Below are 15119 nucleotides of genomic sequence, written 5' to 3'. Positions count from 1 at the left end.
ATTCTCTCCATCAATGAAAACAAGTACTTAGAGGCAAAAAAGTATCAGGACATTAGTCGAACATGGTGCGAACCTGATACTCATGTTTTAACAGGTCTTTTGCCATGAGTGGAATGGCATTGATCTGGGCCGCGAATGTCAAAGGTCTCAAGCCCGCCGCCAAGATCGTGCTGATCCAACTGGCGGACTTTCACAATAAAGAAACGGGCCAGTGCAACCCAAGCGCAAAACGGTTGGCCGATGAATGTGAGATGGGTCGAGCAACTCTTTTTCGGCATATGACGACGTTGGAGGAAATTGGGCTTGTCACGCGCCATGCCCGAGGGGATGGCGATGGTGGGCGCGGATCCAATCAGTATGAGCTGCACCTTGATATCACTCTCGGCCCCAGCTCGCGTCCGAAAGGCGCGGGCAGCGGTCCTGATGGGGTTGTGTCTCAAAGTGAGACGGGGGGAAACGTCTCAAAAATTCGGGGGAAAAGTCCCAACGGTGAGACGGGGGTGGTCTCAAATCGGGACACGAACCTTACCATTGAACCTGTGAAAGAACCACCTACGCGCAAGCGCGAGGCGGCGGTGGATGAAGAAGCTGAGAAGATTTTGGCGGCGTATCCATCCGACCGATTGCGCTGCAAAGCGTCCTGTCTTGCCCAGATCGAGCAGGCCATGAAGGAGGGGATCGCACCGGAGGACTTGCTGCAGGCCGTCCAAGCCTATGCATCCGAAAGCGAAGGCTTCACCCGCTCCAAAGTGTGTTTCTCCGACAATTGGTTCACGTCTGGCCGTTGGTTGAAATACCTTCAAGATGTTGAGGAGGCGCGAGAAGCAGGCAAAGCCAAAGAAGCCGAACTGCTGAAAGGCTTGGCCGACTGGGTCACGGACAAGCACCCCCTTTGCCGCCACATCACACCCGGCCAAGTTACCGCCTTACTGGCTGCAAACCTGGTGAGCCCTGCTGAAATCGAGGCCGCAGGGCTGAGATCATGAACGCAACTGATCCCCACAAAGAGCAGAGAGCAAGGTTACCCACCGATTACATCGGCGGGACTTGTGAGGGGCGGCAAGCCTCCCCTTCAAACCCCAACCAGACGCACGCAAGCGGCGTCAAAGAGGGCTTTTCCGAGAGCGTGATCTTTCGATGCACCCCGTCAGAAAAGGCAGCACTTGTTGCCAAGGCGCGCGCCGCTGGCCTGCCCAATGCCACGCTGATGCGCGAGGCCCTGGAGCTGACCGAGGCACGTCGGCGCAAGCCGGTCCCCCGAGTTGACCCGAAGCTGACCTTTGCGATTGCCCGTGTCGGCGGCAACCTCAACCAGCTCTCCCGTTGGATCAACGGCGCGGTCAAGTCTGGCCGCGCGAGCCAGATCGATGCGCTTAAGGTCGCGACGCAGCTGGTGGCCATCGAACGGCAGTTGGCGCAGATCGTGACGGCACACACAGGCGGCGGCGAATGATCATCTCGTTCTTCTCCACCGGCACTGGTGGCGGTGCAGCTCCCGTAGACTACCTGACAGCGCGTGAAGTTCTGGCCTATGACGAGAACCGCAATCTCATCCGCGATGACACCGGCCAGCCGCAAACCAAGATCCGCGTCCCGTTTCCCGAGGTGCTGCACGGCAATCCAGACCACACCCGCGACCTGATCGATGCGAGCCCCAACAAGTGGAGCTACACGGCAGGCGTCATCAGTTTTGCCGATAGCGATGATCCCAGTCTCGCCGCCCAGCAAGAGGCCATTGAGCTATTTGAGGCTCTGGCCTTTGCTGGGCTGGACAGGGATCAATACGACTGCCTTTGGGTGCGCCACTCGCATGAGGGCAACGTCGAGTTGCACTTCTGCACGCCACGCCTTGAGCTCAGCACCGGCAAGGCGCTGAACATCGCACCGCCAGGCCATGAGCGCGCTTTTTCCAGTCTGCGCGATTTGATGAACAAGACTCACGGTTGGGCAGACCCTTTGGACCCAGAACGCGCCCGTGAAGTGAGAGCGACGATTGAAGCGCCGACGCGCGCGCAAGGTCGCGAAGCGCTACACGATTGGATCCTCGATCAGATCAGCGTCGGCATCATCACTGACCGCGCTAGCATGATTGATGTTTTGGTCGATGCGGGCTTCGAGATCCCCCGTGCTAGCAAAAATTACATCACCGCCAAAGACCCCGACACTGGCGAGCGCTGGCGTTTGAAAGGAGAGATTTTCCATGACGACTGGCAAGCCGAACCGCCTCGCCGAGAAATTGAACGCGGACCTGGAGACGATCCGGAGCGACCACGCCGCCTTGATGGCATCTCAGCTGGAGAGCTTCAGGAGCGATTTCAGCAGCATTGCGACCAGCGCGCTGCATACAATCGAGACCGATATCAAGTTCTTTCTCAACGACAGCAGGAGCGAGTTGGAGAGGCGGAGCGAGACGATCAGGCGCTGGTTGACGATCTCGCCGTGGGTGATCGTGGGGATGGTCTCAGCCTGGATCGCGACAGTGCTGATGGCGAGTTGGTTTTGGACGGGTTTGATCACGCGCTCGGAGCTAACGCAGATGGGTATGATGCGGATCGAACAGGCGGGGCAGACATGGGTGACGCTGGACCCCGACCGGACGGAGTTGAAGACCTGCACGATGGCGCAACGGCCCATCATCTGTATCGAGATCAAGGAGCCTTAGATGACCATTCCACCGACAACACCCCTGACAGCATTGGAGCGCGAATTGCTTGCATCCGTCGAACGGTTGGTGACGGCCTGCGAGAGTTCGGCCAAGGAATTGCACGCCTTGGAGAAACGCTCGACCAGCAGGATCGAAAGCAAGGTGAATGGCTTGGCGCACTGCGTGGCGCTATTGATGAAATCGCATCTCACGTCCGTCACCACATTGGCCGACTTGCTGCGCGAGGAGCAGAATTACGCGACGCTGCAGGCGGGGTTAGAGACCAGCTGGAAACTAGCGAAAGACGCCGAGAAGCGGCTGAACGAGAGCTAGAGGCACGTGATAGCCACCGCAGCGCGGGACACACGCTTTGACGAATTTCAGGACGCAGAAAGGCACCACATGCAATTCGACCACACCCAATTCACGCTTGGTTTCCGGCAAGCCCTAGAATACGGCATCGACTATCGCGACTTTCAAAAAGTTGAGCGTTTGCCCGAAGGCATCCCTCTAATGGCCATCGCTGGCGTTTGGGGTGACTACAGTGATATCCGTTGCCTGTTCATCGACCAAACAGGCAAAACCTACCGTCGCCATATCACCGGCCGTGCTGGCGAGTATACCATCCACGAGCTGAATCTGAACGCAATAGAAGTACAGGTGGGACAGGTTATCTTGATATCCGGCTGATTGTTTAACACACGAATTTTCATTCGCTTCCGGTGCTTCGGAAAGGCAGCGCCGAAACTGGGGTGAAATAGTAATTGCATCTCATTATAGTAGTTTGTGTTGCGCTATCCACTATAGATTGTGTGTCTGTGGTGATATACTATCCTTATTTTTAGGTAGGGATAGTTGGATGGCGATTTTTGATATTGAAAAGGATGATTTGCTGCGGCTCTCCGATACTCTGTTGGAAGAGTTGATTGCACGGCTCGCTGAAGCAGAGGTCGCCGCACATGGACATAGCCCTTCGAGTGTCAGTTGGTCTGGATCGATCAAAGCGCCTGACGACGGCATCGACATACATGTGCAGGTGAATGTCCCCAAACTGGACACAGGTTTCATTAGCCGCCCTGATACGATCCTTCAGTCCAAGAAGGACGCGATGCCGAAGTCCGCGACTACAGCGGAGATGACGAAAAACGGCGATCTTCATCTAACTATATCAAACCAAGCGAAGATCGGGGGCAGCTACATCATTGTGAGCCTCGCCGACGATTGTTCGCCACCGATGAAGAAGGATCGCCTCGACGCCATGCGAAAGGCTGTGGCCAATGATCCCAACAATGAGGACATCCACCTCGATTTCTTCGACCGTTCCAAGCTGGTTCAATGGGTTCGACAGCACCCGTCGGTGTTGCTGTGGTTGAAGGGCAAGCTCGGTCAAGGCTATTCGGGATGGCAGCCCTATGGAGCCTGGAGCAACCCTCCAAAGGGATCACCTGACACTCTCATTTCTGCCCCAGGGATCACCGTCCATTTGCCGACGGATCAGGGTCAGGAGTATTCAATCGAGGACGCCATAGAACCTATGCGGCGTTTGATCCGCACATCAAACAAGGCAATCCGGATCACGGGGCTTTCAGGTGTTGGTAAAACACGAATTGCGCAAGCACTCTTTGACGAAACTGTAGGTAATGATCCACTCGACCGGACTATCGCTGTCTATGTGGATACGGGACAAGACCCCGACCCCTCAGCGTCGGCCATGCTTGATCGTTTGATTGCCGAGGGGCGTCGCGCGGTGATGATCCTAGACAATTGCCCATCCGAACTGCATTCGATATTGGCAGGCAAGGTTTCGACTGCAAGTGGAGATGTCAGCCTGATCACAGTCGAATACGACATCAGAGACGACAAACCGCAAACCACTGAAGTGATCCACATCGAGGCGAACGGACCGGAAGTCGCCGAAGAACTTCTGATACGCCGTTTTCCCGAAATTGGACAGGGTAACGCACGACGAGTCGCCGAGTTTGCCGATGGCAATTCCAGGGTGGCCTTGGCAATCGCAGAAAGGGTTGAACAGGGTGAGGGCCTAGCCCAGTTGTCAGACGCAGAATTGTTCGACCGTCTCTTCCAACAGCGGAAGGGAGACGATGGTGACCTTCGCGAACAGGCCGAGACTCTGTCACTGGTGTATTCGTTCTCGGTTTCTGACCCAGAGGTCGGTCAGAATGAACTGGAAGTGTTGGGCTCGATTTCAGGACACACAAAGGCTCAACTTTTCCGAGCCGCCAGCAAGCTGGCGGATCGACATGTTGTCCAACGGAGAGCCCATTGGAGAGCGATACTGCCACATGCCGTCGCAAACAGGCTGGCAAGCTCCGCGCTTGAGAGTGTCCCTGTCGAGACCCTGACATCGACGTTTGAAGCACAAGGAAACAATCGGCTTCTGATGTCCTTCGCTCACAGGCTTGGCCTGATGCATGATCATCCAATTGCCCGAGAGATTGTTAAGGCTTGGCTGCAACCGAATGGCCTGTTGGGCCGTATTTCAGACCTCGATGAGAATGGCTCGAGGATACTGGACTACATTGGGCCTGTCGCACCAGATGCGCTGCTTGATCGGATCGAAGCCGAACTCACGTCGCCAGACTTTCAAGGAATGGAGCCGAAGCATAATCCGCGTAGGACCACGATCCTGAACCTGCTCCAGTCTTTGGCATACGAGACCGATGCCTTTGACCGTTGCATGTCACTTCTGATCCGCGTCGCGGACCATGAAGATGAAAACAACAACTATGATGCTGTAAGGGGAAAGATCTCGGGATTCTTTCAGCCCTATCTGTCCGGCACTCATGCTTCTCTGGCACAACGCTTAGCCATAGTGGAGGGGTGTCTGAGTTCTGAAGAAGTGGGAAGACGTTCCTTGGGTCTGAAGCTGCTCTCGACAGCTCTAGATGGGCCACCATGGACAGGCTTCGGTCTAAACGAGTTTGGGGCACGGCCAAGGGACTATGGCTACCGTCCCAGCCATGACCAACTTGTCGAGTGGCGCACTGCTTTCATCGATCTGGCAGTGCGGCTTGCAAATTCTGATGACGAGGACATCAAGAGCCGTGCGCGGCAGGCCCTAGCGAATGAATTTCGCGGTCTGTGGCATCAGGAAGCAATGCGGGATAAGTTGGTCGAAGCAGCGCGGGCGATCAATGATCACGAGCCATGGGGAGCAGGCTGGAAAGCGGTTCGTTCAATCATATACTTCGACCACAAGAGACAAAAAGGCGAAGCTGAGCCAGAACCACTTCCCCAAGACCTGGCTGACCTAGATCGGGATCTGGAGCCTCGCGACCTGATCGCAAAGATCAATACATACGTGCTTGGCAAAGGCCATGATCATTGGGCGCTTGATGAAGAGTTCGACGAGAGCAACGACGACAGATACAGCGCGGCTGAGGATCGGTTGGCGGCAAAGGCAACAGACTTAGGTGAGAGCTTTGCGGCTTCAGACCATACATTCGATGAATTGGGGGCTGACTTGTTCTCAAACGAATGGATGCCCTATCGTAGGGCGTTCGGTGTCGGCCTTGCGAAGGGTGTCCACAACTATCGCAAAGGTTGGCAAGCTTTGCTCGGACATCTCGCTAATTCATCCGGTTCGAACCACGACTTTGCGGTGATCGGTGGCTTCATCGAAGAGATCGCAGCAAACGATAACGGACTTTCAAGAGAAATTTTGGATGAATGTGCGGAACACCCACAACTTCAGAAAGTCCTCGTGGGATTGCATCCGTGGAACGAGTTCACGGAGGCCGATCTCGATCGGTGCATAGCTCTGCTCGATCAGGAAGAAACACGAACCTGGATGTTCGGACCTATCCTTTGGCGAGACAACTACGCGCATCTTCCGTCAGAAAGACTGTTGGAGCTTGCACAAAAACTAGTGATGAAGTCGGGCGGCGACGACACTTTGCTTGAAGCGCTCAGTATGAAGCTGCACGGGGAGGACCCTGCGGTCGATACGTTGGGGCCTGAACTGAGAAACCTTGGTTTAAAGGCGGCCACCAAATCACTGTTGTCGGATCATAGCGACCCAGGTGGCAGCAAAGATTATCGCATGGAAAATGTCATCAAGGCTGCAATGAGCTTCGATGGCAATGACACTGAAAAGACTGAGTGGTTGGATACCATCTTCTCTGTGGTGGACGAACGTTACGGCTACATTCATTCGTTCGAGAAAGCGATTGAGACGACAGCGGGTCTAATGCCCAAGGCATTTCTGTATCGTGTTTTCCAAGGGACAGATGACCAGCAAAGCCGACGTAGGTTTTTCATTCGTAACGGGGGTATACGGCGCTGCCCGCTCTCCAAGATCGATGTCGCCGATCTGATTGAGTGGTGTCAGCAACAGAACGAAACGGATGTCTGGGGTTTGGTCGCGTCAGGCATTGAACTTTGGGAGAAAGGGGATGGGAACAGAGATGGTTCTTCCATAACGCCGTCCGCTGTTGAGTTTCTTGAAGCTGCCCCAGAGCACGAACCAGTCCTTCACGCGTACGCAGATCGTGTTACCCCGTCGTCGTGGTCTGGGAGCCGTGCAGATGTCATGCAGCCGAGGGCCGATGCCATTGCTGAACTGAAGCTGCATGAGCGGGAAGAGATAGCGAAGGCTGCAAAGTCGGTGTCAGGCCGGCTGGAAATGGAAATCGAACGCGAACGGGTTCGTGATAGACAAAGAGATGAAGAACGCGAGCAGCGTTTCGAATAATCGGCCTTTAAACATTTTCCATTGTGTTTCGGAGTGAGTGTGGTGCGAGATTGGAGGTTTTGTCATCGATCTGCGTGGAGAGCTTGGGGGCCAGAGCTCAGGCTCAAAAAAGAAAAAAGCAGGCCGTAAAGCCTGCTATTTCCATAATTTACGATGACCTAATGGTCAAAGAACAAGCCGCTGCCAAGTTCACTAGTACTCTGTCTTTACGACACGGCCCTAGCAGGCGCCTACGCGGGATGCTTCTGGTCTTTATCGAGCGGGGCACCTCAAACGCACTCGGCTAAAGTTTTACCTCTAACGCCCTAAGATATAGTAAATCCTGGGGGTGAGAGTCAATCGTTTAGTTTTTCTGTTTGGCTACAGATAGTTATCGGCTTCAAACCTTGCTGAACCAAGTTGCTGCTCGACTCGAGGTTTGTTCCCCCGGACCATACAACAGGTCATGGGCGGCTAGCAATGTCTCACCTGTAGCCAACAAATCGTCAACAAAAAGTACGCGATCTTCGGCTCCTAAAGGCGATGCTCCACCACGAAACTTTAACGGGTCAAAATGCTGCCGTAAGGACGTTCCGATGTCCTTTGCCGAATATGGCGCAGCGGCCTGCTGCATTCCTACTTTTACGATACGACGAAGTCTTTTCTCATCATCAGGGGAAACCCCGGCACCAATGATGTTTGCTTTGTTGCCTAATAGGGCTCTGACGCGCGTTGAAGCTTCAAAAAAAGTTGCCTTTCTGAAGATATGTTCGTGTACTGGGATGCCAATAGCTTTCCCCAATCGAGATGCTAACATCTTTGCGAGAGGGTGCCGTGACGGAATAAGTACAATACAATCAACATCACCTTCTAGCGCATCGCAAATTGTCGAAATGATTAGTGGGATGTACGTATTGAGCTGTTTAATGCTGTGTCTGGAAACCCATAAATTTTCACTTCCTTTGAGTGCGTAAATAAGCGGGCAATTGTCTCCGATCTGTTTGGCGCTGCGGTTTCGGCGATTCTTGCCCGAAGCCTTTAAACGCCGGAAAACACTATGGACCTGCATGGGGCCAAGTCTACTTAGAACAGGGTTGCCCTTTTCGGTTGTGTGCAAGTGTTCTTTTGAGGTGTGATCAACAATCACTTCGTCGGTTTTTAGATCTAAAATCAGTCCCAAAAGAATGTCTTTCTGGCTTCTTGTTTCTCACATCAGCAACTCAGCTGCCAAGTGGTCTATTGTATAGTAAACACAGTCTAGGACAGGAATATCTTGTTTCGAGCCTAACTTAGTGTTCGGTGCTAGAGCTCAAAATATGTTTAGCTCTGTCCGGCGGTGTTTCATCAGAATCCGAACTAACCTATTGCCTAGGAATAGGCCGCACGGACCGAGGGCTAGCATTGCGATGAATAGGATCCGGGGTGCATCCCAGGTTGTTTGGCTCATTGTCGCGACTAGACCGAGTGCGCCGGAGAACATCAGGACGCCGCCAGCGATGGAAATCTGCCGGGCGAATGTGAAGATCTCTTGGTCGCAGGGGCCCAGCTTTGATGTTTGAGTGTCGTGGCTTATGTCGGTCATAACAATGAGTTACCTTTACAACGTATCAAAATATTTGGTTGCTAGCTCTGTGGGGGCGTCACCTGACTGCACTGCCTGAGACGCGACAAAGCCGATTATCTTGCAGAGCTTTTCAATCGGCAGATCAGTTTGTCTTGAGGCGTTTTCGAGCAAGACAGCTTTAGCGCTGATTTCTGCCAGTTCCGGATCATCGCTGCTTCGCGCTTTGCCACGTCCAGCCAATAACCACTCCAAGCTTACACCAAAGGCATCGCAGATCGTGATGGCTGCAGCCGCAGGAAGGTCGCGTTTCTCTTGCTCGTAGTTCTTGTAGGTACGGTCAGTGACATCAATGGCGGCCGCCATGACCTGCTGTGTCAGGTCATTCGTTTTGCGAATTTCTCGAAGGCGCAGGCCGATTCCTGATAAATCCGTTGACAAGCGTCAATTCCATTCACTAAAAGTGAAAATAAATTCACTTATGCTGCATTTTGTTCGATCCTGTTCACCTTGCAGACTTGCGATCAAAAATACAACAGAAAGGTGAGCTGTGACTAAGCCTCTCGAAACACCCAAAGAATTAGCAGCCCGCGTAGGATTGCCCGTCACGAACATTCGTTATCTGATCCGCGAAGATATGCTCGACCACATCTTTACGGCACCAGGGAAGCGCAATCCAAAGATCCCGATGGGAGCTTGGGAAAAATATGTCGCGCAGTTCACGGTGAAGGCGCAGCCTGCGACGCAAAGAATAAAGGGTGCGCAATCATGAGGACACAAGCGCCGTTATTAGCGAGTGAGACAACTGCGGCACGCCTGCTTGATCTCGGAACTCGGCAGTTCAAGGCATTGGTAGAAGAAGGCCACTTGCCGCAAGGCCATGAAATCGCCCCTGGTGTTGTCCGTTGGGATACGGATTTGCTCAAGAAAATCTCAAGCGGGCAAGGGACTGGCGATTGGGGGCAGATTCAATGGTGACCAAACGAAAGAAATTCCTATGGCGACACAAATCGGGGCGCTGGTATGTGCGTAAAACTATCAATGGCAAACTGCATTATCTCGGGCGCATTCAGGCTGAGGAGGGCACAGCCGATTTTGATCGCGAGTATTGGGAGATCGTTGGCGGCAAACGTACCGCAGTAAAAACCTCCTGGAACGCTTTGATCGCAGCCATGCGCGAGACGGATAAATGGGCGAGTTTTTCGCCACGCTACCGCAAAGACCTGGAACCGGTCTTTCAATATCTCGCGGATAAGCTTGGCAGTGCCGATGTTTCGCGTCTGACCCAGGCCGATGTCTACGACGCTATGGATAAGAACCGCCATCGCGTAAACTTCGCCAATTACATCCCGATTGCCATTCGCATGTTGTGCAAGTTGGCTATTCGGAAACGCTGGAGGCAGGACAATCCGGCGATCGGAATTGAAAAACTGAAAGTGCCCAAAGCGCGCAAGAAGCCACATCAACCTTGGACTGATTGGGCCGTTGAAAAAATGCGAACCGAGGGGAAGCCATTACCGCGCCTGATTTTTGAAATTGGTGTCGGGAGTGTGCAGCGACCAGGTGATTGGTTGGATTTCCAATGGGGTGATTACGATGGCGACACTCTGAAATTGCGCCAAAACAAGACCGATAAGCCGCTGCTCTTGCCTTGCACGCAAGCGCTTCGGCAAGCCTTGGATCAAGCAAAGGCCGATTTGGGCGCTGCACCACATCCAACGCGGCACATCCTTACACGGCCTGACGGATCCGCAATGAGCTATCACGCTATGGCGCGTGTCATGATCAGCGAGCGCAAGCGGCTCGGGTTGATGGCCTTCGACCAGCATGCGCTTCGGTATCGTGGTGTCATGGAATTGGCGTGGGCAGGCTGCACCGACGATGAAATCGCAAGTTACAGCGGGCACTCTTCAAAGAAGATGATCATCAAATATGCGGGGGAGGCGCGGCAAATCATGCGGGCGCGACAGGCAGCAGCAAAGCGCAAATGATCCCGAACAGAACAGGCACAGAACGTGAAACTGATACCAGAGGTGATACTCAATGAGCAGAGAACTTTCTAACCCATTGATTTTATTGGAGGCGAGTACCGGAATCGAACCGGTGTACACGGATTTGCAATCCGCTGCGTCACCACTCCGCCAACTCGCCATCCATGGTGCTTCGGGGCCTGACCCTCGAAGTGGCGCATACATGAAATGAATCCAGCGGACGTGCAAGTGGTTTTTTGCGCGTATTTTCGAGTGTCGTTTATGCCAGCCGAGAAGGCGACATATTGGACACCTGCTGTGAATTCCGTTCGGCAGGCGTTGCTCAACCAAGGCAGTTGTGGCAAGAGATCAGCAGATGAGTCCAATCAAATGAGTTGGAAATGACAGACTACACTGCCCTCCGCACGACTATGGTCGACACGCAAATCCGTCCTTCTGACGTCACAAAATACACAGTCATTGAGGCGATGTTGTCCGTCCCGCGAGAAGCCTTTGTTCCAAGTGGACAACGTGACGCGGCTTATGTTGGTGAACATGTTGCGCTGGAAGGTGGCCGTGTGGTGCTTGATCCGCGCGTGCTCGCGAAGATGCTGGACGAGCTGGACATTCAGAATAATGAACTGGTTCTCGATATCGGCGCGGGTCTTGGCTATTCCTCTGCGGTCATGGCGCGCATGGCCGAAGCCGTGATTGCACTGGAGAGCGACGAGTCACGGGCTGAGGATGCGCAGACAACCCTGTCAGAACAGGGTGTGGACAACGCCATTGTGCACGTGGGCCCGCTCACTCAAGGCGCGGCTGAGCACGGTCCATATGATTGCGTGGTGCTGCAGGGGGCGGTCGAGCACTTGCCCGACGACATTCTCGCGCAAGTCAAAGAGGGCGGCCGGATCGCGGTTTTGTTTGTTGACGGCGCTTTGGGGGTTGTGCGTATTGGTTATAAAATCGATGGTGAGATGAATTGGCGCTTTGCGTTCAACGCGAGCGCGCCTGTTTTGCCCGGCTTTGAAAAAAGCCGTGCCTTTCAACTCTAAGACAAGACGCGCCCCGCGCGCAAAATGCGGAGCAACAAGGATTACCATGCTGCAAAAGCTTCAAAAAGCGGTTCATGTTGGCGTACTGGCGCTGTCGGTTTCATTCGGGACAGCGCAGGTGGCAGCGTCACAGACGTTGGCCGACGCGATGGCCATGGCCTATGAACACAATGGGCTCTTGGATCAGAACCGCGCTTTGCTGCGGGCGGCAGACGAAGACGTGGCAATTGCCTTGTCGGCACTTCGGCCAATTATTGGCTGGTCTGGGAGCGTCGACTACAGCTATGGCCGGGTTCGGTCGCCTAGTATTGTTGGGCCAGTTACCAACATATCCCGCACACCGGACGCACAGATTGGCCTGAGCGCCAGCCTTCTTGTGTTTGACGGCGGCGCTGCGCGTTTGGCCGGAGAAGCTGCAAAAGAATCCGTTCTGGCGACGCGCCAAGGGCTGATTTCAGTAGAGCAAACTGTTTTGTTGAGCACTGTTCAGTCCTTTATGGAAGTTGTCGCAAATCGAGAAATCGTCGAACTGCGCCAAAACAATCTGCGTCTGCTGGAACGCGAACTTCAGGCCGCGCAAGACCGCTTTGATGTCGGAGAAGTCACACGCACGGATGTGTCGTTGGCTGAAGCCCGGCTTGCAGGCGCACGGGCACAACTTGCCGCCGCTCAAGGCGATTTTGCCGCAAGCCAAGAGTTTTACGCGGCGACTGTCGGAACTCGTCCCGGCAATCTCGTTGCGCCTCGCTCTTTGCCACGCACCGCAAAGTCGATTGACGATGCCAAGGCAGTGGCCATTCGTTCGCATCCAGACATGATTCAGGTGCAGCACTTGATTGCCGCGACTGAGTTGAATGTGGACGGCGCACGTGCGGCATTGAATCCGTCGGTTAGCCTAAACGGCGGTCTCTCCGTCACGCATGAATTTGGGGCCAACGCCTTCCAGGAAGGTGCCAGTGTAGGCGTTAGTGTAAACGCGCCAATTTATCAGGGTGGACGCCTGTCCGCTTTGGTACGTAAGGCGATGGCGCAGCGCGATCAACAACTCGCCAATCTGCACATAACACGGCACAGCATTCGTCAGCAGGCTGGTACCAGCTGGTCTCGGTTGCTGGCTGCCGGCGCGCAGATTCAAGCCAGTGCCCGCCAAGTTGAAGCCGCGCGCATTGCCTTTGAAGGTGTACGGGAAGAAGCCAAGCTTGGCGCACGGACCACATTGGATGTTTTGACTGCCGAACAGGATCTGCTGGACGCGGAAGCAGACAGGATTTCCGCGCAAGCGACGCAAGTGATTGCCGCCTATGCACTTTTGGAGTCGATGGGCCAATTAACGGTAGATCAGCTTAACCTGAAAGTGGCGCGCTATGACCCTGAGGCGTACTACAATTTGGTGAAAGACGCGCCTGTGCTTCACTCCAAACAGGGTGCGCAATTGGATAAGCTTCTCAAAGCCATTGGGAAAGAATAACAATTTTTCCTATCTGTTGTGCGGGCGAACCCCAACCGTTACACTCTTGCCGAGGTAAGAGTGGTGAAAAGAGATGCCAGATCCAGTCAGCAACGCTGAAATAGAAGATGTTTTGACGTCTATTCGACGGCTCGTGTCAGAGAATCGGCAGGTCGCATCGGCGCCTGAGTCTGAAGATGAACAATCCGAAGCCTCGATTTTAGACAGCGATGAGCCTGTGACCAATGCACCTATGGCACTTGTTCTGACGCCCGCGTTGCGTGTTTCGGAGGACGCTGCGGCTGAGGATGAAGGTGCGTCTGTCGAAGACAGAAGCGTCGAAGTTTCGACACATGCCGTTTCGGACTTTGACGATGATGACGCGGAGGCTTTGGATCTAACGGATCACGCCGTTGAAATCTCCGAGATTGAGCCGGTTACTGAAAGCGACATGTCGGAAAGCGGTATCGGCGAAGTGGATGCCGATGCAGAAGAGTTTCTGGTGGAAGAAACGCCGGAGGACGTGCTGTCAACGGAGTTGGACGACGCGACTGATGACAGCGCCGAGCTGGCGTGGGACGTTGAGTTTTCTAACGATGCGACGGTACCAGATGAAATCGATGACGCGGTCGATGATGCCGCCTCTGCGGCCAGCGAAAATATTCTAGAATCTGTGACCGAAGTAACTGACGACGCGGACAGCGGCGGAGTGGATCACGGCAATGAAGCCAAAGTCGCCGAAGTGACTTTGGACGTGTCTGAGGCGCCACTAAATCCGGAAGGCAACGCAGTCGAAGTCGCGGACAGCGGTTTGGAGCAAGTGGAGGAAGAGGCGGGCTTTGTTGAAGTTGACGAGCCGCAGGACGGTGTTGAAGACGAACCGTTTGATTTCAAAAAAGTGCTAGAGGCGCGTCTGGTGAACTGGCGCGATGGAGATGGCAGTGAAGTTGAGGCCGACACAGAGGAGCCTGTCGATAGTGACTACACAGACGATGAGGCAACTACTTCCGCTTGGGAAACACAACTAGAGCCGAGCGAGACATTGGATGCGCCAGGTGCGGCAGAGGTGATCGAAGCCGTGGCTTTTGTGCAGGCGGCGGAAGACGTAGCTGACGCAGTCGATGCGGGCCTGAGTGACGCTCTGGACGAGCCTGCTGTGATCGACGAAGAAGCCCTGCGCGAAATGGTTGCAGATATTGTGCGTCAGGAATTGCAGGGCGCCTTGGGGGAACGGATTACACGAAACGTGCGCAAGTTGGTGCGGCGTGAAATCCACCGGGCCTTGGCGGCTCATGAACTTGACTGAAAGTTCGACGTAGCGGACATAAAAAAACGCGCCCTTTTAGGGCGCGTTTTTTTTGGCAGCTTTGAATAAATCAGGCAGCTTCGGCCTGTGCAGCGGCGTTGCGACGCTCGCTTTCTTCGCGCGACAGCGCAACAGACGTCCGTACACCTTTGGCGACGAAGTCCATCAGTCCAGACACAACGCGTTCGTTCGGGTCGATACCGGCGCAAGACAGCACCTCACGACCGTCGCGGGAGCGTGCCCAGCGAGCGATTTGCTCAGGCCCATTGCCATACTTCTTATCGTCGGCAATGGCATCATCCAGCGCAGCCAACACAACGGCTGCAAAAAGTTTACGGGCACGGTTACCTTGTTCGTTATTGAAAGCCGCTCCGTCAACGAAATCTCTCATCTCGTCGTCCTTATATTATTGCTCTTGTGTTTTCGGCGTGACGCTCCTTATG

14 protein-coding genes and 1 tRNA gene are annotated in these 15119 nt (G+C 54.2%); 11 read left to right on the top strand and 4 right to left on the bottom strand.

The genetic code is table 11. The features are described from left to right. Positions 1 to 104 precede the first annotated feature (104 nt). The 5 genes from PG871_RS16875 to PG871_RS16855 all read left to right on the top strand — a co-directional run bounded on the left by PG871_RS16875 (position 105) and on the right by PG871_RS16855 (position 7358). Entirely contained in the window at positions 105 to 986 is an 882-nt protein-coding gene (locus PG871_RS16875; protein WP_270731389.1) for a helix-turn-helix domain-containing protein, read from the top strand. After that, complete coding sequence (locus tag PG871_RS16870; protein WP_270731386.1) at positions 983 to 1453, top strand: plasmid mobilization protein; 471 nt, start codon at positions 983 to 985, stop codon at positions 1451 to 1453. Before PG871_RS16875 ends, PG871_RS16870 begins: the two co-directional genes overlap by 4 nt. Further along, complete coding sequence (locus PG871_RS16865; RefSeq protein WP_270731384.1) at positions 1450 to 3018, top strand: relaxase/mobilization nuclease domain-containing protein; 1569 nt, start codon at positions 1450 to 1452, stop codon at positions 3016 to 3018. The genes PG871_RS16870 and PG871_RS16865 overlap by 4 nt, the downstream gene beginning before the upstream one ends. Before the next feature lie 28 nt (positions 3019 to 3046). Continuing rightward, positions 3047 to 3334, top strand: a complete 288-nt coding sequence (locus tag PG871_RS16860) for a hypothetical protein (protein ID WP_270731382.1) — start codon at positions 3047 to 3049, stop codon at positions 3332 to 3334. A gap of 169 nt (positions 3335 to 3503) precedes the next feature. Next, positions 3504 to 7358 carry a hypothetical protein gene (locus PG871_RS16855; protein ID WP_270731380.1) on the top strand — a complete coding sequence of 1285 codons (3855 nt, stop codon included), beginning with the start codon at positions 3504 to 3506 and terminating at the stop codon, positions 7356 to 7358. A 379-nt stretch (positions 7359 to 7737) separates the two neighbouring features. Here PG871_RS16855 and PG871_RS16850 read toward each other — a convergent pair whose 3' ends face one another. Further along, on the bottom strand, positions 7738 to 8517 hold the full coding sequence (locus PG871_RS16850) for a hypothetical protein (protein ID WP_270731379.1): 780 nt from the start codon (positions 8515 to 8517) through the stop codon (positions 7738 to 7740). A gap of 417 nt (positions 8518 to 8934) precedes the next feature. Next, complete coding sequence (locus PG871_RS16845) at positions 8935 to 9339, bottom strand: helix-turn-helix domain-containing protein (RefSeq protein WP_270731377.1); 405 nt, start codon at positions 9337 to 9339, stop codon at positions 8935 to 8937. Positions 9340 to 9448: 109 nt separating this feature from the next. On the opposite strand from PG871_RS16845, the gene PG871_RS16840 reads away from it, so the two are divergent. Genes PG871_RS16840 through PG871_RS16830 form a run of 3 tightly spaced genes read left to right on the top strand, consistent with a single transcriptional unit; the run spans position 9449 to position 10889 of the window. Then, positions 9449 to 9670, top strand: coding sequence for a hypothetical protein (locus PG871_RS16840; protein WP_270731374.1), 222 nt, complete (start codon positions 9449 to 9451; stop codon positions 9668 to 9670). Beyond that, positions 9667 to 9876 (top strand): hypothetical protein, encoded by a 210-nt coding sequence (locus PG871_RS16835; protein ID WP_270731372.1) that lies wholly within the window; start codon positions 9667 to 9669, stop codon positions 9874 to 9876. The genes PG871_RS16840 and PG871_RS16835 overlap by 4 nt, the downstream gene beginning before the upstream one ends. Continuing rightward, the gene (locus PG871_RS16830; RefSeq protein WP_270731371.1) at positions 9870 to 10889 is read left to right on the top strand and encodes a tyrosine-type recombinase/integrase; all 1020 of its coding nucleotides are present in this window, start codon (positions 9870 to 9872) and stop codon (positions 10887 to 10889) included. The genes PG871_RS16835 and PG871_RS16830 overlap by 7 nt, the downstream gene beginning before the upstream one ends. Positions 10890 to 10975: 86 nt before the next feature. On the opposite strand, the gene PG871_RS16825 is transcribed toward PG871_RS16830, so the two are convergent. After that, positions 10976 to 11049 (bottom strand) — tRNA-Cys (locus PG871_RS16825). A gap of 220 nt (positions 11050 to 11269) precedes the next feature. Here PG871_RS16825 and PG871_RS16820 point away from each other — a divergent pair. The 3 genes from PG871_RS16820 (at position 11270) to PG871_RS16810 (ending at position 14676) form a co-directional block, all read left to right on the top strand. Next, entirely contained in the window at positions 11270 to 11923 is a 654-nt protein-coding gene (locus PG871_RS16820) for a protein-L-isoaspartate O-methyltransferase family protein (RefSeq protein ID WP_270731368.1), read from the top strand. A gap of 46 nt (positions 11924 to 11969) precedes the next feature. After that, positions 11970 to 13391, top strand: coding sequence for a TolC family outer membrane protein (locus PG871_RS16815; protein WP_270731366.1), 1422 nt, complete (start codon positions 11970 to 11972; stop codon positions 13389 to 13391). A 73-nt stretch (positions 13392 to 13464) separates the two neighbouring features. Next, positions 13465 to 14676, top strand: a complete 1212-nt coding sequence (locus tag PG871_RS16810) for a hypothetical protein (protein WP_270731363.1) — start codon at positions 13465 to 13467, stop codon at positions 14674 to 14676. A gap of 70 nt (positions 14677 to 14746) precedes the next feature. On the opposite strand, the gene PG871_RS16805 is transcribed toward PG871_RS16810, so the two are convergent. Further along, positions 14747 to 15067, bottom strand: a complete 321-nt coding sequence (locus PG871_RS16805; protein ID WP_054002499.1) for a DUF6280 family protein — start codon at positions 15065 to 15067, stop codon at positions 14747 to 14749. Between the last annotated feature and the right edge of the window lie 52 nt (positions 15068 to 15119).

The sequence above is a fragment of the Shimia sp. Alg240-R146 genome (assembly GCF_947331465.1).
GTDB lineage: Bacteria > Pseudomonadota > Alphaproteobacteria > Rhodobacterales > Rhodobacteraceae > Shimia.
The sequence above is the reverse complement of the archived record's forward strand: the minus strand, read 5'-3'. Positions and strand labels throughout refer to the sequence as shown.

Bases quoted from the DNA above. Each gene is read 5' to 3' on its own strand.
- PG871_RS16835 (WP_270731372.1), top strand. From the start codon at position 9,667: ATGAGGACACAAGCGCCGTTATTAGCGAGTGAGACAACTGCGGCACGC.
- PG871_RS16865 (WP_270731384.1), top strand. From the start codon at position 1,450: ATGATCATCTCGTTCTTCTCCACCGGCACTGGTGGCGGTGCAGCTCCC.
- PG871_RS16820 (WP_270731368.1), top strand. From the start codon at position 11,270: ATGACAGACTACACTGCCCTCCGCACGACTATGGTCGACACGCAAATC.
- PG871_RS16805 (WP_054002499.1), bottom strand. From the start codon at position 15,067: ATGAGAGATTTCGTTGACGGAGCGGCTTTCAATAACGAACAAGGTAAC.
- PG871_RS16870 (WP_270731386.1), top strand. From the start codon at position 983: ATGAACGCAACTGATCCCCACAAAGAGCAGAGAGCAAGGTTACCCACC.
- PG871_RS16815 (WP_270731366.1), top strand. From the start codon at position 11,970: ATGCTGCAAAAGCTTCAAAAAGCGGTTCATGTTGGCGTACTGGCGCTG.
- PG871_RS16860 (WP_270731382.1), top strand. From the start codon at position 3,047: ATGCAATTCGACCACACCCAATTCACGCTTGGTTTCCGGCAAGCCCTA.
- PG871_RS16855 (WP_270731380.1), top strand. From the start codon at position 3,504: ATGGCGATTTTTGATATTGAAAAGGATGATTTGCTGCGGCTCTCCGAT.
- PG871_RS16875 (WP_270731389.1), top strand. From the start codon at position 105: ATGAGTGGAATGGCATTGATCTGGGCCGCGAATGTCAAAGGTCTCAAG.
- PG871_RS16830 (WP_270731371.1), top strand. From the start codon at position 9,870: ATGGTGACCAAACGAAAGAAATTCCTATGGCGACACAAATCGGGGCGC.
- PG871_RS16810 (WP_270731363.1), top strand. From the start codon at position 13,465: ATGCCAGATCCAGTCAGCAACGCTGAAATAGAAGATGTTTTGACGTCT.